General features: G+C 42.8%; 24 protein-coding genes and 1 other annotated feature. All 24 genes read left to right on the top strand.

Annotated features, from left to right (window positions below):
* Positions 1-118: 118 nt before the first annotated feature.
* The 24 genes from KFT32_RS06390 (at position 119) to KFT32_RS06275 (ending at position 22,012) form a co-directional block, all read left to right on the top strand.
* Complete coding sequence (locus KFT32_RS06390) at positions 119-1,480, top strand: SPOR domain-containing protein (protein ID WP_211746317.1); 1,362 nt, start codon at positions 119-121, stop codon at positions 1,478-1,480.
* A gap of 121 nt (positions 1,481-1,601) precedes the next feature.
* Positions 1,602-1,844 (top strand): DUF4321 domain-containing protein, encoded by a 243-nt coding sequence (locus KFT32_RS06385; RefSeq protein ID WP_211746316.1) that lies wholly within the window; start codon positions 1,602-1,604, stop codon positions 1,842-1,844.
* Between the two features lie 106 nt (positions 1,845-1,950).
* A complete protein-coding gene (locus KFT32_RS06380) occupies positions 1,951-2,568 on the top strand; it encodes a Maf family protein (RefSeq protein WP_211746315.1) in 618 nt (205 codons plus the stop codon).
* Positions 2,569-2,624: 56 nt separating this feature from the next.
* Positions 2,625-3,314 carry a RadC family protein gene (radC, locus tag KFT32_RS06375; protein ID WP_283246416.1) on the top strand — a complete coding sequence of 230 codons (690 nt, stop codon included), beginning with the start codon at positions 2,625-2,627 and terminating at the stop codon, positions 3,312-3,314.
* Positions 3,315-3,469: 155 nt separating this feature from the next.
* A complete protein-coding gene (locus KFT32_RS06370; RefSeq protein WP_211746314.1) occupies positions 3,470-4,483 on the top strand; it encodes a rod shape-determining protein in 1,014 nt (337 codons plus the stop codon).
* Positions 4,484-4,764: 281 nt separating this feature from the next.
* Complete coding sequence (gene mreC / locus KFT32_RS06365; RefSeq protein WP_211746313.1) at positions 4,765-5,604, top strand: rod shape-determining protein MreC; 840 nt, start codon at positions 4,765-4,767, stop codon at positions 5,602-5,604.
* The gene (mreD, locus tag KFT32_RS06360) at positions 5,604-6,137 is read left to right on the top strand and encodes a rod shape-determining protein MreD (protein WP_211746312.1); all 534 of its coding nucleotides are present in this window, start codon (positions 5,604-5,606) and stop codon (positions 6,135-6,137) included. Before mreC ends, mreD begins: the two co-directional genes overlap by 1 nt.
* 76 nt (positions 6,138-6,213) lie before the next feature.
* Positions 6,214-6,876: a septum site-determining protein MinC gene (gene minC / locus KFT32_RS06355; RefSeq protein WP_211746311.1), complete on the top strand. Its 663-nt coding sequence runs from the start codon at positions 6,214-6,216 to the stop codon at positions 6,874-6,876.
* Positions 6,877-6,881: 5 nt separating this feature from the next.
* Complete coding sequence (gene minD, locus KFT32_RS06350; RefSeq protein WP_211746310.1) at positions 6,882-7,676, top strand: septum site-determining protein MinD; 795 nt, start codon at positions 6,882-6,884, stop codon at positions 7,674-7,676.
* A gap of 6 nt (positions 7,677-7,682) precedes the next feature.
* Positions 7,683-8,843 (top strand): FtsW/RodA/SpoVE family cell cycle protein, encoded by a 1,161-nt coding sequence (locus tag KFT32_RS06345; RefSeq protein WP_211746309.1) that lies wholly within the window; start codon positions 7,683-7,685, stop codon positions 8,841-8,843.
* A gap of 175 nt (positions 8,844-9,018) precedes the next feature.
* Positions 9,019-9,954, top strand: a complete 936-nt coding sequence (locus tag KFT32_RS06340; protein ID WP_211746308.1) for a M23 family metallopeptidase — start codon at positions 9,019-9,021, stop codon at positions 9,952-9,954.
* Complete coding sequence (locus KFT32_RS06335) at positions 9,947-10,798, top strand: M50 family metallopeptidase (RefSeq protein ID WP_211746307.1); 852 nt, start codon at positions 9,947-9,949, stop codon at positions 10,796-10,798. The genes KFT32_RS06340 and KFT32_RS06335 overlap by 8 nt, the downstream gene beginning before the upstream one ends.
* A 64-nt stretch (positions 10,799-10,862) precedes the next feature.
* Positions 10,863-12,053: an Rne/Rng family ribonuclease gene (locus KFT32_RS06330; protein WP_211746306.1), complete on the top strand. Its 1,191-nt coding sequence runs from the start codon at positions 10,863-10,865 to the stop codon at positions 12,051-12,053.
* 76 nt (positions 12,054-12,129) lie between these two features.
* Positions 12,130-12,217, top strand: a sequence feature (ribosomal protein L21 leader region).
* A 13-nt stretch (positions 12,218-12,230) separates the two neighbouring features.
* Positions 12,231-12,542, top strand: coding sequence for a 50S ribosomal protein L21 (gene rplU, locus KFT32_RS06325; RefSeq protein ID WP_160036361.1), 312 nt, complete (start codon positions 12,231-12,233; stop codon positions 12,540-12,542).
* 12 nt (positions 12,543-12,554) lie between these two features.
* Entirely contained in the window at positions 12,555-12,887 is a 333-nt protein-coding gene (locus KFT32_RS06320; protein ID WP_211746305.1) for a ribosomal-processing cysteine protease Prp, read from the top strand.
* Between the two features lie 18 nt (positions 12,888-12,905).
* Positions 12,906-13,217 (top strand): 50S ribosomal protein L27, encoded by a 312-nt coding sequence (gene rpmA / locus KFT32_RS06315; protein WP_006208812.1) that lies wholly within the window; start codon positions 12,906-12,908, stop codon positions 13,215-13,217.
* Positions 13,218-13,363: 146 nt separating this feature from the next.
* A complete protein-coding gene (locus KFT32_RS06310) occupies positions 13,364-14,107 on the top strand; it encodes a Spo0B domain-containing protein (RefSeq protein ID WP_211746304.1) in 744 nt (247 codons plus the stop codon).
* Positions 14,108-14,120: 13 nt separating this feature from the next.
* The gene (gene obgE, locus KFT32_RS06305; RefSeq protein WP_211746303.1) at positions 14,121-15,431 is read left to right on the top strand and encodes a GTPase ObgE; all 1,311 of its coding nucleotides are present in this window, start codon (positions 14,121-14,123) and stop codon (positions 15,429-15,431) included.
* Between the two features lie 152 nt (positions 15,432-15,583).
* Complete coding sequence (locus KFT32_RS06300; protein WP_211746302.1) at positions 15,584-16,021, top strand: ACT domain-containing protein; 438 nt, start codon at positions 15,584-15,586, stop codon at positions 16,019-16,021.
* 41 nt (positions 16,022-16,062) lie between these two features.
* Positions 16,063-17,349, top strand: coding sequence for a homoserine dehydrogenase (locus KFT32_RS06295; protein ID WP_211746301.1), 1,287 nt, complete (start codon positions 16,063-16,065; stop codon positions 17,347-17,349).
* 34 nt (positions 17,350-17,383) lie between these two features.
* A complete protein-coding gene (gene thrB, locus KFT32_RS06290; RefSeq protein WP_211746300.1) occupies positions 17,384-18,346 on the top strand; it encodes a homoserine kinase in 963 nt (320 codons plus the stop codon).
* Complete coding sequence (pheA, locus tag KFT32_RS06285) at positions 18,343-19,215, top strand: prephenate dehydratase (protein WP_211746299.1); 873 nt, start codon at positions 18,343-18,345, stop codon at positions 19,213-19,215. The genes thrB and pheA overlap by 4 nt, the downstream gene beginning before the upstream one ends.
* 18 nt (positions 19,216-19,233) lie before the next feature.
* A complete protein-coding gene (gene ilvE, locus KFT32_RS06280) occupies positions 19,234-20,118 on the top strand; it encodes a branched-chain-amino-acid transaminase (protein WP_211746298.1) in 885 nt (294 codons plus the stop codon).
* 238 nt (positions 20,119-20,356) lie between these two features.
* Positions 20,357-22,012 (top strand): LysM peptidoglycan-binding domain-containing protein, encoded by a 1,656-nt coding sequence (locus tag KFT32_RS06275; RefSeq protein WP_211746297.1) that lies wholly within the window; start codon positions 20,357-20,359, stop codon positions 22,010-22,012.
* The last annotated feature ends 237 nt before the right edge of the window (positions 22,013-22,249 follow it).

Below are 22,249 nucleotides of genomic sequence, written 5' to 3'. Positions count from 1 at the left end.
TGATTAGCCATAAATAAAAGCATCATTTCTGCCTATAGGCGGAGGTGGTGCTTTTTATGCATATCTGGCGTTTTTCTCACATATAGCTGTTAAAAAGGACAAGGGAGGGTCTTACACAGTGAATAAGGCGAGAATGACGTTTCGTTTCGGTGAGGAAGCTCAAAATGCATCTCCTAAATTGCATAATCCGAAGACTGAAGAGATTCAAACCATTGAGAACGCACAGGTAAACAAGAGACCAGAGGCTACAGTCATAAGTGGTACCAAAAAGACAGAGAAGACTCATCAAAACATTATTCCAATGCCACTGCATCGCCAAGTCCCTCCACTTGGTTCGGAGAATCGGATGAATCATCAGAAAGAACGGACAGGCCATCTCGAGCAAAGTTCACCAGCCCATTTTTCGGATAATGACGAGGGTAGCAAGAAAGACGCTTATTATGGAAATCCGATATATGACGATTGGGGAGAACCGTTTGGTCCCTATGTTAGTTCTTCTGTGATCGAAAAAAATGTACCCATTTCCTCCGTACGGGGAAAGGAGGAAGATAACTCTGATCATGACCATGACCTTAATTGGCAACATTCGGTCGAGTATCCAGAGATAACATCGGAGCAATACTCTGTTCATCATCGAAGATCACCAGGGGGATGGAAGCTATTTGGTTCGGTGACTGCAGCCATAATTACTGGTGTTCTATTTGGATTTGTAGCTATGTCCATGTTGAATTCTGGTTCAGAAAATGCTCCACAACCGACAGTAAAGGAAACGGCAGGTGCTGGAATTGCTTCCTCCAATGAAACGGTAAAGACGCAAACACCTGTAGCTGGAATTTCAAGTATAAATAAAACAACCGTTTCCATACCAGGAGTCACTTATTTTATGCTTCAATATGGTGTCTTCAGCACTGCAGAAGGTGCAACTCAGGCGAAGAATGAACTTGCCGAAGCGGGTATTGCTGCAGGAAGCGACCCGCTAGACGAAGCAAGAGTATATGCAGGAGTATCTTCAAACAGAGAAGAAGCGAAGCTAATAAGTAATCAGATGAAGACAGAAGGAGTAGACCTGTATGTAAGGGAGATCACTTTACCAGCAGTGTCAGACGTTGTCTTTACAGGTGATCCAGATGTGATTGGTCCTTTTTTTGAGAACAGTAGAGCACTTACTGATATGCTAACTTCCATTTCCATTGGGCAGATCGGACAACAAGTACAGGTTGCCGTACCGAAAGAGAAAATAAGTGAGCTGGCTGATGCACATCAGCGATTTACAAGCAACGTTGGAGCTATTCAAGCAGGACTTTCTGAGAATGGGAAGAAGGTTGAGCTGAAGATGGAATCTTCCATGAGTACTGCGATTAGCGCAGTTTCTGAATATAACAAAAATCCTACTAAAGAACATATGTGGAAAGTTCAATCTGCAGTGATGGATTACATTCTCCAAGAAAAGCAGCTCCTCGAGGTTATGAAGCAAACATAAGGATGTCCCTTGATCCGGCCGGGAAATGGAAATACTTCCCCAGGCCGGATTTGTATTTGTACTTAAGCCTTGCTTCCCGTATAATAATGAAGGTGTCAAAATATGGCGAGGGAAGAGTACAATGAAAAAAAATTTCGGGATGTTTTTGTTGTTTCTGCTCCTAGGATGGCTGATAGGAGCCTTTATAGCCAAGGGTCTGGAGCAATTCAAGGCTCTTTCTATTCTAACGAATACGACAACTATTAGTTGGTCGCCAAAGGCAAATTTCGACATCATTAGCTATAACCTTAACATTCAATTGAAAATGAGCTTGCTCAGTCTGCTAGGTATGGTGTCAGCAATTTGGCTTTATCGCAAATTGTAAGCAATTATTCATAAGATCATAACTACGTAGTATGAGTCATAACAAAAAGACGAATTCAAAGTAAGATATGCTTATAGCATTATCAATCCAGTAAGGAGTTATCCCTTTGAAAAAGCAGCAGAACCATCGAATCATTCTAGCTTCAACATCTCCACGTCGACGTGAGCTTATCGCTTCACTCAGACTGCCGTTTGAAGTTGTTCCAAGTCATGCGGATGAAGACACGCCAGTAGACTACACGCCAGAGCAAATCGTTGAAGAACTTTCGGTACGTAAGGCAAAGGCAGTCTTTGATTCATACGATTCAAGTATGGAGGGTGCTATTGTAGTTGGTAGCGACACTATTGTCGTAATGAACGGAATGGTACTTGGTAAACCGAAGGATGAGGAAGACGCTTTTCGAATGCTAGATATGCTGCAGAATCGTACTCATGAGGTATACTCCGGTGTTGCCTGTATCTCAGGAGATACAGGACGCATTATCGTAAATCATCGTAAGACAAAAGTGAAGATGAAAGCACAAACGCGCGAGGCAATTCTCGCTTACATTGGAACAGGAGAGCCGGCTGACAAAGCGGGAGCCTATGCAATTCAAGGGATTGGTTCTATTCTGGTAGAGTCCATTGAAGGTTGCTATTTTAATGTTGTAGGTTTGCCATTGTCCTTGCTTAGTGAACAACTCGCCGAGCTGGGTATGTACGTGCTTGCCATAGATGAAAAGTAAAATTTGATATTTTGATTCAAGTGGTGCAAGGGAGTTCTTTCGAAAAGAGGGAAAAGATGAGTTCGCCAGGGTACATGTTGCGCGACATCCCCCAAGAACAGCGCCCGAGAGAACGTATGCTTCATCATGGGGCGGGTGCACTTAGTCATGCAGAACTTTTGGCTATATTGCTTAGAACAGGGACAAGGCAGGAATCTGCTATTCATGTTGCTCAGCGAATTTTGACTGAGGCAGGAAGTCTCCGTAGTCTTGTTGATTTAAGTATCGATGAACTTATACAAATCAAAGGAATTGGACCAGCGAAAGCCATTCAGCTAAAAGCTGGCATTGAGCTCGGACAAAGATTGGCTCAGGCAAGATTACCTGTTAAGCCAACCATTCGAAATCCAAGGGATGCAGCTGAACTACTCATGGAACAGCTCAGATATTTGCAGAAGGAGCACTTTGTGTGCCTTTTTCTAAACACCAAAAACCATGTCATTGCTCAAGAGACGCTCTCCATGGGAAGTCTGAATGCTTCTATTGTCCATCCTAGAGAAGTGTTTCGTGCTGCTATCAAGTGCAGTAGTGCCTCCATTGTTTGTGCGCATAACCATCCTAGCGGAGATCCTACGCCAAGTCCGGAAGATATACAGCTCACTCGTCGCCTTTTGGAGGCAGGAGAAATTGTAGGAATTGAAGTTCTAGATCACGTCATTATTGGCGATGGAAAATTTGTAAGTTTGAAGGAACAAGGGTTCATATAATATAATGTGGTACGTTAAAGGTTTATTAAACGGAATAACCAGAATACATACCTTGTGTTCTGATCTAGCCATTTTATTAAATCAGATCATAAAGATGCAGCTGCTAATCAAAAAGCAGCGTTAATAATGCAGGGAAGAGAAAGGGAGATTACAGCATGTTAGGTGGCTTTACAAAAGATTTGGGAATTGACTTGGGAACGGCGAATACGCTCGTTTATGTCCGTGGAAAAGGAATTGTCGTTAGAGAACCATCCGTAGTTGCACTACGTACAGATACACAAGTCATTGAGGCAGTCGGAGAATCTGCTAAGAAGATGATTGGTCGTACACCAGGGAATATTCGTGCAATCAGACCAATGAAGGACGGCGTTATTGCTGATTTTGATACAACAGCAACCATGATTAAATACTTTATTCGTCAGGCGCAAAAACAGCGTTCATTTTTCCAACGTCATCCGAACGTGATGGTATGTGTACCTTCCGGTATTACTGCTGTTGAACAACGTGCAGTAGAAGATGCTACGAAACAAGCGGGTGCGCGTGAAGCTTATACCATTGAAGAGCCATTTGCTGCTGCTATTGGTGCGGACCTTCCAGTATGGGAGCCTACAGGTAGCATGGTAGTAGATATCGGCGGAGGTACTACAGAAGTTGCAGTCATTTCTCTTGGTGGTATCGTTACGAGTCGTTCTGTACGTGTCGCAGGGGATGAGATGGATGAGTCTATTATTCAATACATCAAGCGTCAGTATAACCTAATGATTGGTGAACGGACATCAGAACAGCTCAAAATGGAAGTAGGTTCCGCTCTTCCACTGGATGCTGTTGAAACGATGGAAATTCGTGGTCGTGACCTTGTTACTGGGTTGCCTAAGACCATTACAATTACTTCTGACGAAATCAGTGAAGCTTTGGCAGATACAGTGGGTTCCATTGTTGAAGCTGTGAAAGTTACACTTGAAAAATGCCCACCAGAACTTGCAGCTGATATTATGGATCGCGGTATTGTTCTTACAGGTGGCGGTGCACTTCTTCGTAACCTGGACAAGCTTCTTGCTGGCGAAACAGGCATGCCTGTTATTGTTGCTGAGAATCCGCTGGATTGTGTTGCAATCGGTACGGGTAAGGCACTAGATAATATTCATATGTTTAAATCAAGAAAGAAGTAGCGCAGCTATCCGTTTCAAACGCTAAGCCGCGATAGCTTTGCTTTCAGCCCGCTGGCTGCATCCGCCGCGAGCTGAGCCGATTCTGGCCGTAAGGTGCAGATGCAATTATGCATAGCTGTGCCATTGATTTTTATGTTGATGCTACGATGGGATCGCAAGAAAGTAGAGAATGGGCCTAAGGCTCGCTACACTTGCTTTCCCTTTTTAAGTAGTAGACATTATAACGAAATAAGGGATGTAAGAGGGTGTTGTAACTGTTTAAATGGCTTGGCAACAAAAGATTGTTTATTTTACTAGTTGGCATCATTATTTTTATTGCACTGATGGGTTTTACCGTCGGTTCCAGAGCAGGACTTTCCTTACCTGAAAAATTCACGAAAGATATGGTGGGGTTTGTACAGCAAGTCTTTTATAAGCCTACGTCTTACGTAGCAGGCTTTTTTGAAGATATAGCTAACCTGAAAAAACTTCAGGAAGAAAACGAACGGTTAAAAACGTCTGTCGCCCAGTATAAGCAGGATTCCGTAAGATACGGAAATCTGGCTGAAACGAATGAAAGGCTTCAGAAAGATTTGGAGTTTACAGAAGAACAGAAAAATAGACATAACTATAATCTTCGTACGGCACAAGTCATTAGTGTGAATTCAGATCCTAACAACCGGGTGCTGAACATTGACATTGGTAAAAATGCAGGAATTAAAGAAGGAATGGCAGTTACTACACTTGATGGACTTGTAGGTACAGTCAGTCATGTGAGTAATTTTACGGCAACAGTAACCCTCCTTACGGCACTTGACCCAAGCTCTAGCGATGCAAATGCGATTGCAGCAACAGTTGTAGGTAAAGAGAATAATACCTTTGGTATGATCGAGAAATATGATCCTAAAACAGGTTATTTACAAATGACGAAAATTTCGGAGAATTCCAAAATTAAAAAAAATGATGTCGTGATGTCCTCAGGAATTATTGAAGGTTTTCCGAAATATATGATTGTGGGTACTGTTAAGAAGATACAGGTAAGTGAATTTGGCTTGGCACAGGTTGCTTATATCGAACCAGCAGCGAATTTCACGGATTGGAAAGAAGTATTTGTAGTTATTCCTCCGGAGGTAACACCATAATGGCGGGCCGCAAGCAAGTACTGATCATTCTGTTGTTCTTGCTCTTTATACTGGAAGGTACGGTCATGCCTTGGATTATTCCGGATGCGTGGTTGCCTCGTGTCGGATATAACTTCGTGTATATTGCGATTCTTTTTGTAACGGTATACTATCACAGACATACGGCATTAGTGCTCGGTATTATATTCGGATTATTACATGATGTTGTTTTTTATGGACATATGATTGGACCTTATTCCTTTGCAATGGGGCTTGCCGCATATTTACTCGGACTCATTTTCAAGTCCCCGAGAACTTCGATGCCTGTCATGATGATGGTTGTCATTTTTGGGAGTTTGTTATTTGATACGATATTGTTTTTTATTTACAAGCTTTTTCAGCTCAATCAGGTTTCTTATGACTGGGCGCTTGTGGAATACATGATACCTACCGTATTCATACATTTTATATTTGCTCTTATTATTTATGTTCCTTTGCGTAAGCAGTTGGATAAACTGTCTCGGCGCAGGGTAATGAGTAAGGACAAGGTGTAATGTTTTTGCATTTTGCAGGGAAAAGAAGGAACTGCTGCGCTTCGGCACGAATGTTTGAGATGGGAGGGACAGGCTTATGACAGTAAAATCGAATCATGTGACGATTAAAGGCATCAAGGATGGCCTGGTTTTCCTGATGGATGACGAGTGTGATTTAGAAGAGCTGCTGAGTGAATTGCGATATAAGCTGGAACACAGCCATCAAAATATATTGTCCGGTCCCATCATTCATGTCGATGTCAAACTAGGTTCTCGTGTCGTTACCGAAGAACAGAAGGATGCCATTCTTCAGATATTAAAACAGAAGGGCAATCTCTTAATTCGTTCCATTGAGTCTCCGGATGTGAAGGCTGATCATGACGATGCGAAGGCAATTACGACTATGACTGGAATTGTCCGATCAGGTCAAGTTTTGCATCATGAAGGCAACTTGTTATTGCTCGGAGATGTAAATCCAGGCGGGATTGTAAGCTGTACAGGTCACATTTTTATAATGGGTGCCCTGCGCGGGATGGCACATGCGGGGAATGCCGGCAATGAAGAGGCGATTATTAGCGCAGCTCATTTTGCCCCGACTCAGCTGCGTATTGCAGAGGTCATCAGCCGTCCTCCGGACGAATGGGAGATACGCGAAGCAGGAATGGAGTTTGCTTACTTGCAGAACGGACAAATGCAGATCGACAAAACGAGTAACATCGTTCGGTTGCACCGTGATTTTAACGCGTTTAAAGGGGTGTAGCATACATGGGAGAGGCGATTGTTGTCACTTCGGGGAAAGGCGGCGTCGGAAAAACGACGACATCCGCCAACATAGGCACTGCACTTGCCTTACTGGGTAAGAAAGTATGCCTGGTAGATACAGATATCGGACTACGCAACCTAGATGTTGTTATGGGCCTTGAAAATCGGATTATTTATGATCTGGTAGATGTGGCTGAGGGCAGATGCAGGCTGGGCCAAGCTTTAGTCAAAGACAAGCGCTTTGATGAACTATACATGCTGCCTGCTGCACAGACAAAAGATAAAAACTCGATATCTCCCGAGCAAGTGAAGGATATCGTGCTTGAACTTAAAAAAGATTTTGAATATGTCATTATCGATTGCCCGGCTGGAATAGAACAAGGTTTCAAAAATGCGATTGCAGGGGCAGATCAAGCAATTGTAGTTACGACACCAGAGAATGCGGCTGTACGTGATGCTGACCGTGTTATTGGGCTTCTTGAGAGCTCACATATAAAGTCTCCTAAACTCGTGGTTAATCGAATTCGCAATAACATGGTGAAATCGGGCGACATGCTTGATATCGATAGCATTCTTCAGGTTTTGAACATTGATCTTATTGGAATTGTTCCAGATGATGAACTTGTCATCAAAGCAGCAAATTCAGGTGAACCAACCGTTATGAATCCCGACTCACAGGCTGCTCTGGCTTATCGCAATGTAGCAAGACGTATTCTTGGGGATACCGTACCGCTTATGCTGCTCGAACAGAAGAAGGGCGTGTTTACACGCTTCAAGAAATTTTTCGGGATGGGTTGATTTATTTTGCTTCGCAAATGGAAACAGCTGGACTGGCAACTGATGTTTCTCCTCATGCTATTCATGATCGTAAGTACAATGGTAGTCCATAGCTCCATTATTCCTACGCCAGAATTTAAAGGGTACGATATCAGGACAGCTGTCTTTTATGTAGTAGGGTTTCTTGTTGTACTAGGAATGTCTTTGATCGATTACCGTGATTTACTTAAATATAGTGCGGTTATATACGGGATTGGTCTATTATTGATCGTTCTCGTATTTTTTGTCGGCGCTGAAGTGAACGGAGCAAAGAGCTGGTTCCAGTTACCTGGAGGATTGTTATTTCAGCCTGCCGAATTATTGAAAATCATTTTGATCATCGTGACAGCTCGGATGCTTGGTAAGAGAAAAGGGGAACCTCTTCAATTTAGAGCAGATATTATTCCTGCTTCTTTCGTTGTACTGATTCCTTTTATTCTCGTATTGATTCAGCCTGACTTAGGAAATGCGATCATTTATTTGGTTGTGTTTGTAGGCATGCTATGGATTGCGGGTACGCGATATAAACATGTTCTGATTGGTATTACCACTGTTTTAGCTGTATTAATTATTTTCGTAACCGTATTTAATACGTTTAATGATCAGATTAAGCAGACCTTGGAAGAGCAGGATCGACTTCACTGGTATCAGCGAATTAATACGTTTCTGAATCCGGCAGAGGCATCTAGTGATGATCGGCATCAGTCAGGTTATGCGCTAATTGCTATCGGTACCGGTGGATTATCCGGTGACGGATTTATGCAAGGTGAACTCAAGAACAACAAATTTATACCGTATCCGTATTCGGACTCCATCTTTGTTGTCATTGGGGAGGAGTTTGGATTTCTAGGCAGCGCATTTGTATTGCTTATGTATTTTTACCTGATTTATCGGATGCTTCGGATTGCAGCTTCTTGTCATGACAAGCGGGGCGCCTATATTATTATCGGGATAGCTACCATGTTTATTTTTCAAGTATACGAAAATATCGGGATGATGATTGGTCTAATGCCGATCACGGGAATCACATTACCCTTTATTAGTTATGGTGGTACTTCTCTGCTGATTAATATGCTGTGTATCGGACTTATAATGAGTATCAAATTACATCAGGATAAATATGTGATTGAAGAAATAGAGAACGGGTAGATTTGATTAATGACGTTCCTTGTCATTTTCTAAAATAGAAAGAATGAATATAGCACTGGAGCTTCCGAGCTTCCGTGCTTTTTTTATGCTTAAAAAGGAGGCTTGTTCATATTCGTCTCATCCAGCTCATAAAATGAAATAGTTGGAGTATACCTCACTAGGAGGGCTGGAGTTTATGGACATTAAACAAAATATTAAAGAACGAAGACAGGAACGAATTAAGGAACTTCTTGCGCTTGAGACAAGTTATCAAGAGAATAAACGAACTTTAGGGCAGGAATTAACCGGCATAGGATCTCAAGTCAATCTACAGGACAAGCAAACGCATTTGTTACAAAAGAATCAGCAATTCACGGATCAGCCGGACGAACGGCTTTATCGATATGAACGAATGGATCAAGTGAACGAGGAACGGGACCCTGAGGTTCTTTGGAAAAAGGGATACCGTGGCTGGGGTGATCTTCCTGAAGAAGATCCGCCCCGCCGTCCTAACCGATTCGGCAAAGGTTTTGTAAAAAGGTTAGTATTTAGTGCCATATTGTTTGGTGCTATTATAGGTGCTTTCAAATGGGATGCGCCTTTTTTACAGCCGACGAAACTGTTTATTGCGGACAGTCTTCATCGGGAAATGGATTTTTCTGCCGCTACCGTTTGGTATACAGAACATTTTGGCGGAGCTCCTTCTTTTCTCCCGATCTTTCAAAATGACGATCCGTCTCCTCTGAAGGTATCGGCATCCCGAAAACGGACAGCCCCGCTTCAAGGGACGGTTGCACAGCCATTTGCCATAACCATGAAGGGTATTGAAATCGTACCTAATCCAGAAGGTGGTGGGACTCAGCAGGTGCAGAGCATTGATGCTGGTCGAGTCATCGAAGTGAATAACAGTCCGGGGGAAGGAACAACGGTTGTTATACAACATACAGCTACGCTTACCGGTATTTATGGAAGGCTAGAAGAAACAAAGGTAACCGTCGGTTCTTGGGTAGAAGAGGGAGATCGAATCGGTCAAATTTCGGCAGGTACTCCTGAACATGATCAAACCCTATATTTCGCGCTCAAAGAGGGCGACACGTATATTGATCCAACGGAAGTGATCTCTTTTGATTAAAGTGATGGGTGTAGGACTGTCCATGCATCCGGTATTTGTACTCCTTATGATGCTTTCCGTTGCTACGGGTCAGTTCGTTGAACTCATCACTTTGTTTGTGATTGTGTTTATCCATGAACTGGGACATGCAACAGCAGCCGCTCTTCTTGGTATTCAAGTGAAATCTATTCAAATGTTGCCGTTCGGTGGCGTGGCAGTTATTGAAGACAGGGGGGATCTGACCGCAGGGAAAGAGATACTTATTTCTCTAGCAGGTCCTCTTCAAAATGTACTTATGATAGGTGCCGCTGCAGCAATGCAGAGCTTAGGATGGTGGGATGGAGAATTCCTGACCTATTTTATTCAGGCGAACACGATCATTGCATTGTTTAATCTGTTGCCCATTCTCCCGCTCGACGGGGGGAAAATAGCTCAAGCTTTGGTGAGTTTGTTTCTTCCTTATCACAAAACGCTGATCATCACTTACAGAATCAGTATTGTCGCAAGTATGTTTATGATTGGGATTGCGTTGTTTCCTCTTTTCATTGACCAAGGGAAAATAGAGCTGAACATTCTGCTCATGGGATGTTTTTTACTGTACTCTGGGATCGTAGATTACCGCAATATTCCCTATCGATTTGTTCGCTTTTTGGTTAATCGGGACAAGTTATTTACTTATCATGTTTCAGCCGGTAGCCTTGCCCAGCCAATAATTTCAATGCCAGCGAAACCTTTGGATGCTATCTTGCGTTTATTTAAGAGAGAGAAATATCATATGGTTTATGTCATGAACGCTCAGGGCAAAATCATAGGTGTTCTACCAGAACAGCGTATTATTGAGTCATATTTTGAGAAAAAGGGGTAATTCACAAAATAAGAGAGCGTGACGTTACTATTTCTTCTCTCTAAAAGTCTCTAGAGGTGAAGCCATGAAACAAATGATTGTACACTGCCAGCCAAACCTAACTCAAATGGCACTTCTGGAGAAGGGCAAGGTAGTTGAATATGCAGCAGAACGAACAGGTGAACGAGGGTTGCTCGGTTCTTACTTTAAAGGACGTGTAGTCAACGTACTACCAGGCATGCAGGCTGCCTTTGTTGATATCGGTCAGAAAAAAAACGCCTTTCTATACATTGATGATGTATTACACCCTAATTTGGACAAGCAGCCCAAAGTGAAACCTTCTATTACCGAATTGCTTCATGTTGGACAGGAGATTATTGTACAGGTCTTCAAAGAACCAGTTGGAGGCAAGGGAGCCAGAGTGACGACTCATTATGCACTTCCTGGCCGTTTTATTGTATATATGCCGCTCGCTGGATACGTAGCAGTTTCCAAAAAAATTGCCAAAGACAGCGAACGGAATCGGTTAAAGTCGATCAGTGAAAAGTGTAAGACTGAGGAAGAAGGCATGATCGTCCGCACCGTATCCGAATCGGAAAGTCTGGATTCCATTAATGGAGATTTAGCTCAGCTCAGGAAACAGTGGGAGAAAATTCAATTCAAAGCAGGAAACAGCAGTGCTCCTCGCTTACTACATCGAGATTTAAGTATTGTGCAGCGATTCATTCGCGATAGCTATACTGAGGGCAGCGATGAATTTGTTATCGATGATGAACAGAGAGCCAAAGAAGCAGCAGTTTATTTTTTGGAGATGGCATTTAGTAAAAGTCCAAAAATCCATGTATATGCCGGCAATCTGCCTGTATTTGAAGCGTACGGGGTTCAAGAACAGCTTGAGAAAGATTTCAAACGGAAAGTATGGCTGGACGGTGGCGGATATGTCGTGATTGATAATACGGAAGCTCTAACAGTCATTGATGTAAATACGGGTAAATATATCGGAGGGCGGAATTTGGAGGAGACGGTTACAGCAACCAACCTTCAAGCTGCAGCGGAGATAGCACGGCTCATTCGTCTTAGAGATATCGGCGGAATTATTATCATTGATTTTATTGATATGGAGAAGGAAGATAATCGGAGCGAGGTTTTACGAACACTTGAAACGGAAATTAAAAAAGATCGAACGAAATCCTATGTAGTCGGATGGACGAGACTCGGTTTGCTTGAGCTGACACGCAAAAAAGTGAGAGAAGAAAGTACACTTTTCAACGAATAGAACGATTGTAGAAAATATTGATTTATACATATACCTGTGCTACAATCAGTAGGTATGTGTTTAGTATTCATTGCTGCACATGCTGCAACCGCTCCGATCAGGTTGAAGTACTACATTCCGTAAGGACGTGCAGTCACCTGGATTAGGCGAGTCTGAGACATGAGGAGGTGCAAGCAAATGTACGCAATTATTGAAACTGGTGGTAAACAATACAAAGTTCAAGAAGGCGATGTTCTTTTCATCGAGAAATTGAACGCAGCTGATGGTGAAACTGTAACGTTTGACCGTGTTCTGGCTGTTTCCAGTGAAAATGGTTTGACTGCAGGTACACCGGTAGTAGCCGGCGCAACTGTAACAGCGACTGTTGAAAAACATGGTAAAGGTCAAAAGGTTGTTATCTACAAATACAAACCTAAAAAGAACTACCGTGTAAAACAAGGTCATCGTCAACCTTACACTAAAGTAACAATCGGCAAAATCCAAGCGTAAGAAGGTGGGACAGTGATTACTGTACACATTTTTCGTCTTAGTGATGGCAGTATTCGTGGTTTTTCTGTGAAAGGCCATGCGAATTATGCAAAAGCCGGTGAAGATATTGTATGTGCGGGTGTATCTGCCGTAACTGTGGGTACCGTGAATTCAGTTGAGGCCCTTACAGGTGTTCAGCTTGATGCGGAAATGGAACATGGTTTTCTTAGTGCTTATCTTCCTTCCGGGATTCAGAACAATATCTATTCTCAGGTACAGCTGCTGCTTGAATCACTTGTGGTAATGCTGAAATCGATTGTCGATTCATACGGTGAGTATATTCAGATAAAGCAGCATAATAACTAAAGAAGGAGGTAGACTACAATGTTAAAATTGGATCTTCAGTTATTCGCATCCAAAAAAGGGGTAGGTTCCACAAAGAACGGTCGTGATTCCCAGTCTAAACGTCTTGGTGTTAAGCGTGCAGACGGTCAGGCAGTTAGTGGCGGCAGTATCCTTGTTCGTCAACGTGGAACGAAAATTCATCCAGGTACGAACGTAGGTATCGGTAAAGATGATACTTTGTTTGCGAAAGTGGACGGCGTTGTTAAATTTGAACGTTGGGGCCGCGATCGTAAAAAAGTGAGCGTCTACCCTGTTGATGTTGCTCCAGTAGCAGCTGCAGTAGAAGCGTAATAAGGCATTAAAGCCTAAGGAGCCTTCGGCATGTTTGCCGAAGGCTTTTTTTATATCATGTTACTGTCTGATAACTTTGTGTGTGATATACTGCCTGTATAGCCTAATATGAAGGGCGGACAAGATTCGATGAACGGGGAGAAGTTATGAATTCCTGGAAAAAAGTGCCTTATGCGGCATTAACCTCAATTCTATTTCCGTTAGTTCTGGTGATCATCATGAAGACCCTGATCTCCTGTATTTTGCTTGGCGTGTGGATCGCTGTCGTCTTTGTATTCTTACTGAGAATTATGGACAAACAGCTTGAGGAGCAGCGCAGGCATATTACACAGAGAATGGAGAATACAGCGATATCAACATTAAATCATCATAGACATGATTGGATGAATGACCTGCAGGTGTTATATGGATACATTCGTTTAGGAAAAGCTGATAAATCCATACAAGCTGTGGAAAGAATAAAAGAGAGAGTTACGGAAGAAAGTAAAATCTCCAAGCTCGGCATATCTTCTCTTGTTTTTTATTTGCAATCGTACAGAACGAGCGGCAGTCCGCTTGAACTTCATGTTGAAGTTGAAGAAGGTCTAAGGCTGGATACCTTGATTTCTCCCGAGGACGGTGAGATGTTGACAGGGGCGATTGCAGATACGGTCAGGGCTTATCAATTCAGCAACCGATCGTCTTGGGGAGAGATCCGCAAGCTGATGATACTTTTTCATCAGGATCAAGGTGATATTATCGTGCGTTTCGAAGGGGAGAAGGTATCGCCAGAATCCGAAGCCTGGAGTAATCTGTTTACCATAAAGCAAGGAAAAAAAGTAAAAGTCGAAGCGGAACCGACATCTGAAGAAGATGCGTTATTTCAGTTTCGTGTGACTTGCGGTATGTGAGGAAGGAGTAACTATGTTTGTAGATAAAGCGAAGATATATGTTAAAGGCGGCGATGGAGGAGACGGACTCGTCTCATTCAGACGTGAGAAATACGTTCCGGAGGGCGGTCCAGCCGGCGGTGATGGAGGAAAAGGCGGTAGCGTTATTTTCCGAGTAGATGAAGGTCTAAGAACACTGATGGACTTTCGTTATCAACGTCACTTCAAAGCAAAACGTGGAGAAAAAGGACGTAATAAAAGTCAGCACGGCGCAAATGCGGAGGATATGATTGTACGAATTCCTCCTGGTACAGTAGTAACGGATGAAGATACAGGCGAAGTACTCGCTGATCTTACGCGTCACGGACAACAAGTGGTCATCGCACGCGGAGGCCGAGGTGGACGCGGGAATATGCGTTTTGCAACTCCCAAAAATCCAGCTCCGGAACTTGCTGAGAATGGGGAAGAGGGTCAAGAACGTTATATTGTGCTTGAGATGAAAGTAATGGCGGACGTTGGTCTGGTAGGATTCCCGAGTGTTGGTAAATCCACCTTGCTGTCTGTCGTGTCTGGTGCAAAACCGAAGATTGGAGCTTACCATTTTACAACGATTACACCTAACTTGGGTGTAGTTGAAGTAGGGGAAGGACGTAGCTTCGTTATGGCCGATTTGCCTGGTCTTATTGAAGGGGCAAGCGAAGGGATCGGACTGGGTCATGAATTCTTGAGACATGTTGAACGAACTCGTGTTATTATTCACGTCGTGGATATGAGTGGTTCGGAAGGAAGAGATCCTTTTGAAGACTGGAACAAAATTAATGATGAGCTTCGTCAGTATAACGAAAAACTGATGAGTAGACCACAAATTGTAGCAGCTAACAAAATGGATATGCCTGAATCTGAAGAGAACCTTGCGGCGTTTACGAAGCAACTCAAAGAGATTCAGCCTGAGATTGAAATTTTGCCGATCTCTTCACTAACAAGACAAGGGATTAAAGAACTTCTCTATAAAGCAGCTGATCTGCTTGATTCTATTCCTGAAGAATTGCTTGTGGAAGAGGTTGCTGAAGTTAATGAACGCAAAGTGTACAAGCTGGATAAGGCTGAAGACGAAGGTTTTACCATTGTCCGCGAGAATGAGATGTTTGTTGTACACAGTGCTAAAATTGAGCGCATGATGAAACGGATGCAACTTAACTCTCACGAAGCCATTATGAAGCTGGCACGTACATTGCGTTATATGGGTGTAGACGATGAACTTCGTAAACGTGGTGCCAAAGACGGTACGATTGTGCGTATTTCTGATTTTGAATTTGAATTTGTAGAGAGCAGCAGCTACTTTTAAGTAACAGCATAACGATATACTACCGCGGATATCCTTTTGAAGGATATCCGCGGTTTTTTACAATCTTCATGCCATCTGTCTATTGCCCTTTTCGTTTCTGTCTATTATAATGTCCACTATATGAATACAATAGTCTTTGAGGAGAGGACGTTTTGAAAGATCGTTACTATTTAGTACGAGAAGATATTTTACCTGAGGCTGTGGTCAAGACGATGCAAGTGAAACAGCTGCTTGCTTCTGGTGAAGTGAAAACAGTGCATGAGGCAGCCGAACGGGTTGGCCTGAGTCGGAGTGCATTTTACAAATATAAAGATGGAATCCATTTAGTTAATCAGTTGGAAAAAGAAAGAATCGTTACCATTTCTATTGACTTAGAGCATGAATCAGGTATGCTTTCACAAGTACTGTCCTTGGTGGCAGCGTGCGGTGGGAATGTACTCACGATACATCAGAGCCTTCCTCTTCAAGGAAGGGCGAATGTAGTGATATCCGTGGAAATTTCACATTTAACTGAAGAGATTGGTGAGATGTTGGAGCAGCTTGAAAAGTTGCGGGGAGTGAAACGCACTCGTCTGATTGGTCAGGGATAGAGGGGAAGAATCACTAAATCGTACATTAGGGGATGAATGATATGAAACCAATTAAAGTAGGTTTGCTCGGTTTAGGAACTGTAGGAACAGGTGTAGTTCGCATTGTGGAAGGAAATCAGGAAGATCTCAGCAGTCAGGTAGGTTCTCCTATTGTGATTGAGATGATTGCTGTTAAAAATACGGAAAAAGCCCGTAATATTCCTGTGGATTCCACAAAGCTGACAGAAGATCCTTGGGAAGTCATTCGTCATCCTGAAATTGACGTAATCGTTGAAGTCATGGGCGGCGTAGATCAGACGAAAGAGTATATCCTAGAAGCGCTTGAGCGCGGAAAACATATCGTAACTGCCAATAAGGATCTCATGGCACTATATGGTTCAGAGATTTTGGCCAAAGCAGAAGAAAAACGTTGTGATGTTTATTATGAAGCGAGTGTAGCTGGCGGAATCCCAATTATTCGTACATTGATTGAAGGATTCTCCTCGGATCGTATTACCAAAATTATGGGCATCGTCAATGGGACGACCAATTATATTTTAACGAAGATGAGCCAGGAAGGCGCCTCTTATGAAGAAGTACTAAAAGAAGCCCAAGACCTTGGTTATGCAGAGGCAGACCCGACTTCAGATGTGGAAGGCCTTGATGCAGCTCGTAAAATGGCGATTTTAGGAACTTTAGGTTTTCACACCAACGTTGAACTTCGCGACGTATCAGTTAGCGGAATTTCATCGGTTACGAAAGAGGATATCGGGTATGCGAAGCGTTTGGGTTACGATATGAAGCTTCTCGGTATCGCAGAGCGTCAAGGAGACCAGATTACAATTAGTGTTCAGCCGACTATGGTGAATAAGCAACATCCGATTGCCTCTGTAAACGGTGTGTTTAATGCGGTTTATGTTCATGGGGAAGCTGTAGGGGAAACGATGTTCTACGGAGCAGGAGCAGGGGAACTACCAACTGCCACTTCTGTTGTAGCTGATCTCGTTTCCGTTATCCGTAATCTAAAGCTTGGTGTTAGCGGACTGAAAGCAATCATACCGTACAAAGAAAAAAGGCTGATCAAAGACGAAGATATCAGTTATAAATATTTTATTCTGCTCCACGTTGACGATAAAGCGGGGGTTCTGGCTAAAATTACACAAATATTTGCTGAATATGATGTTAGTCTTGCTTCGGTTGTACAGCAGCCAAACGAACTAAATCCGGATGCAGAGATTATTATTGTGACACATGATGCAAGTAAAGCCAGCATGGATAAGGTGCAAAGACACTTTGAGTCGCTTGAAGTGATTCGAAAGGTGAAAAGTGTGTACCGCGTAGAGGGCTGAGCTCATTTCGGATGACTGGGGGAAATCATTAGTTATGAATAACATCGTAAGAGTTAAAGTCCCGGCTAGTACAGCGAATCTTGGCCCAGGCTTTGATTCCTTGGGCATGGCGCTCAGGTTGTATTCTTATATAGAGATGCAGCAAGTGGATGAGACTTGTATCGTTTTGCATGGTGAACATCTGGATGGAATTCCAACAGACAAATCAAACTTAATCTATAAAGTAGCTCAGGCTGTTTTTAAAGAAGCTGGAGTAGAGGTTCCTGAACTCTCTATTTCTATGTATTCAGAGATCCCTCTTACACGTGGGCTTGGAAGCAGTGCTTCTGCCATTATTGGTGCGCTTGTTGCAGCGAATGCGCTCATTGGCGCTCCTTTATCAAAGGATCATCTGTTTACAATGGCAACGCAGATAGAGAAACATCCAGATAACGTGGGAGCTTCACTGTTTGGTGGATTTGTTGCCGCCGCTTGGGATGGGGTGGATGCTCATTATGTAAGGGTTGCACCACCTGAAGCATTAGAGATTCTGGTAGTGATCCCGCATTTTCAGCTGTCTACATCTAAGGCTCGCGAAGCGTTACCGAAAAGTCTCTCCCTTCAAGATGCGATCTATAATATCAGCAGATCATCCATGCTAGTAGGGGCTATTGCAGCGGGTCGTTATGATTTGCTCGCTACAGCGATGAAAGATAAGCTTCATCAGCCTTATCGCGCAGAATTAGTCCCTGGTATGGTCGAAATTTTAGAGCAAGCCCCTCATAGAGGAGCTCTTGGAGCAGCGCTTAGTGGAGCAGGACCTACTGTGCTAGCACTTGTGCATAAGGAAGAGACTCGGAAGCAAGAACTTGAGAATTATATGTTAGAAACGATGAAGGCGCATGGACTTCAGGCAGACACTTTGTGGTTACAACCGGATCATAATGGAGTACAAAATATTTCACTGATGCATTCCGGTTCATTTTTGGATATGATAAAAGGGGAAGTTGAAGCATGAAACGAGTTGCGTTATTGCCAGAGGGCACCGTATCCCACGAAGCGCTCGATTTTTTGTTTGGGGACGAGCCCTATGAGGGCGACCATTACAAATTGATTTCCGATGTATTTCGGTCAACAGACCGGGGACAAAGCAATTACAGTGTTATTCCCGTGGAGAATACAATAGACGGTTCGGTAAGTCTACATATGGATTGGCTAATACATGAAGTGGACATTCCCATGCAATGCGAGTGGGTATACCCATCTATTCAGAATTTGATTGGTGATCAGAAAGAATTTCTGAATGACAGAGGTGAGGTTGATTTTACACTCATTCGCAAAATTATGTCTCATCCAGTAGCGATTCCGCAATGCCAGCAATTTATTCGTACCTATGCACCTCAAGCGGAACTTGAGAGTGTTGGAAGCACGGCTGAAGCAGTGGAGATTGTTAAAAGGAATCCGGGAAAAGGCTGGGCAGCGATTGCTACACGCCTTGCAGCCAAGAAGCACGGTCTTGATCTGATGGCTGAGCGCGTTACAGATCACGATAACAACTACACTCGGTTTGTTTTGATTGGTCACGATCCTATTGGCTTGGATAGAAAGATCGACCACATTAAGACAAGTGTCTTAATTACGCTTCCTGAGGATTTTGCAGGTGCGCTTCACCAAGTCTTGTCTGCATTTGCTTGGCGCAAACTAAATTTGTCGCGAATTGAATCCAGACCAACTAAAAAGAAGCTGGGCAATTATCATTTTTATATTGATGTATTGGAGTCTACTGATTCCGTATTGCTATCCGCAGCTTTCGCTGAGATTGAAGCACTGGGATGCCAGGTGCGCGTTTTGGGATCATATCCCTGCTACACATACAAGGAACAATAATTCGGAGGTGCAGTCATCATGTCAGAACAATGGATTTATTTAGATGGTCAATTTGTAACGAAAGAAAATGCAAAAGTTTCAGTTTTTGATCACGGCTTCTTATACGGAGACGGAATTTTTGAAGGAATTCGAATTTACAACGGAAACATTTTTAAATGCAAAGAGCATTTGGACCGTCTGTACGATTCAGCGAAATCCATTATGTTGAATATCCCGCTTGCTTACGATGAAATGCTCGAGGCTATGGCAGAAACGATTCGTCGTAACAATATGCGCAACGGTTATATCCGTCTCGTTGTATCTCGGGGGTTCGGAAACTTAGGAATCGATCCCAATCGTTGTCCAAAGGCAACCGTCGTTATTATCGTAGAAGAGCTTGCTATCTATCCAGAAGAGGCTTACCTTACAGGTCTTAGAACGGTGTCTGTTTCCCAACGTCGTAATATTCCTGATGCACTGAACCCTAAGATTAAATCTCTAAACTATCTGAATAATGTACTTGTCAAAATCCAGTCCAATTATGCAGGCGTGGGCGAAGCGATTATGCTGAATACACAAGGCTATGTAACGGAAGGATCATCAGACAACATTTTTATTATCAAAAATGGAGTTCTGTTCACACCTCCATGTTACCTTGGTGCACTCGAAGGTATTACAAGGAACGCAATAATTGAGCTTTGTGATAAGCTGGGGTTCCAAGTGAAGGAACAACCGTTCACACTTCACGATGTTTATGTAGCAGATGAAGTATTCTTTACTGGTACAGCCGCAGAAGTTATCGCTGCTTATGAAGTTGATGGTAGAACGATTGGTTCTGGTGTAGCGGGTCCTATTACGCTGAAATTGCTTGAAGCTTTCCGTCAAATCGTTGATAAAGATGGATATAAAGTATTTGAAGACTAAACTGTAATGTATAGGTGTGATGATCTTGCACAGCTTATGTAAAGAGCAGATCATTGTGTGATAGTGTTATGGAAATAACATAAGACCTCTTTAGCAACTTGTCCCCATTTAGGGATTTTTGCTGAAAGAGGTTTTTTTTGCGAGAAATGATGTCAATGTGAAAAGTCCTGCATAGGATGAGAGTAACGAAAGTAAGGGCGAATGTCATGCCTGAAGATTGTTAGGAGGTTATGAACCTGTGAGAATACACATCGTAAAAGAAGGGGATACCCTGTATTTCTTGTCCAAGAAGTATAATGTGTCTTTAGAGAAGATCATCAGTGCGAACCCGGAAATTGCAAACCCTAACCAGCTAAGTATTGGAATGAAGGTGAAAATACCATCTGTACCTGTTACGAACCTTCCGGGAGAATCAATTTTACATCAGCACAAGGTAGTCCAAGGGGATTCACTATGGAAACTTTCCAAAGCTTGGGGCGTCTCGCTCCACGATATGATTGCTGCAAATCCACAGTTAAAGAATCCAAATGCACTTATGGTAGGGGAAACCGTATATATTCCTTCTGGATCAACTGGAACCCATCATGGAAGTACAGGAGCAGAACAAATGGGTAATGAAGAGAATTTGGCGGAAACCACACCAAGTGGTCAGGAACATACGGGGAAAAAGAATACAGCTCCAATGCCGAATTACCCACAGCTACCAGAGCTTCCAGAGATGCCGGAAATGCCTGTCATGCCAAAAGCGGAAATGACAAAGCCAAAGCCACCTAAAGCCGAGATGACTAAACCAAAACCGACTCCGCCAAAAGCGGAAGTGACAAAACCAAAACCAAAACCAGAGCCACCGAAAGAAGAAGTCAAGAAACCGGTTGAACCTGCTCCAATGCCAGAAGTTAAGCCGATCGCACCTCCACCTCCTAAACCAATGCCTCTGCCTGCACCTAAACCTGAAATGATAAAACCCATACCACTTCCCGTTCCAATGCCACCAATGAAGAAACCAGAATATGAACCTAAAAAAGAAGAGTACTACATGAAAAAAGAGGATTGTAACGACGAGTACATGAATCCTTATCAAAACAAAAAAATGCCAGAAGAAAAAGTGTATATGGATTCAAAAAAGAGCTCAATGATGCCTGTTTATGATAAAGGAATGTACGAGGGGAATGCAGGGTGGCAACATTATCAAAAACCTTATGAACAAAACCCGATGGGGAACATGAATTATAAGAAACATGCACAGCCAATGCCGTATGTACAGCAGCAACAAAATAAGCATAACATGCCTCATCATCCCAATAATGGAGAACCGAATCAGCCATATACCACTTATGAGCATGGTGGGTATATTGTAAATTACGCTCTTGTGGATGTCCCTTCCTATGGAGATTGCGGATGTGGCCATGCAAAACCATTACCTTATAGCTATATGCAAGCGGAAGCGGACTGGAAAGCAGCAACTGCCCAAAATGCGCAGCCTTTACTGCATCCACAAGCATATGGCCACAATCCACAGTACACAAATTACTTCAGACCAACTGAATATGGGGTTCAGGCACCTTATTATAATCCTAACTACGAAAATCAAAATGTTCAAAGCGGCTATGAGGAACCTTCTTTTCAACTAGAGGATACAATAAACACTGCGCAAACCAGTGGTAACACGGCTGAATTACAGCAGGAAGCAAGTGTCGAATTGAATGGCTTAAATCAGCTTCCAATGTTGGAAGAGGAAAAGACAACAATTCAGAAAAACAAAGGCAAAGCCAATAAAGTAAAAAAAGCAGTAGTGTCATCTAATAAACGTAAAAACTCAACAAATAGTAAGGGGCAATCCACAAAAAAAGGTAAAACCTCGAAAAAACGTAATAGTCCATGGATTAAACTATAAGGAACAAAAAACGAAAAGCGGTCCCAGAGCCGCTTTTCGTTTTTTTATATTTAGGGGTTGCGTTATTCATAGGATCATGATATATTATAATTCCTGTCACCGACAGGCAGAGAGAATGGGATTAATAGTTTGCTAGATTGATTGAAAATAAAATTAAAAAAACTGTTGACAAACATTCTACTGACATGATATGATATAAAAGTTGTTGACGACGAGAGTTGTTAGCGAGATTGATCT

Source organism: Paenibacillus sp. Marseille-Q4541 (assembly GCF_018310695.1).
GTDB lineage: Bacteria > Bacillota > Bacilli > Paenibacillales > Paenibacillaceae > Paenibacillus.
The sequence above is the reverse complement of the archived record's forward strand: the minus strand, read 5'-3'. Positions and strand labels throughout refer to the sequence as shown.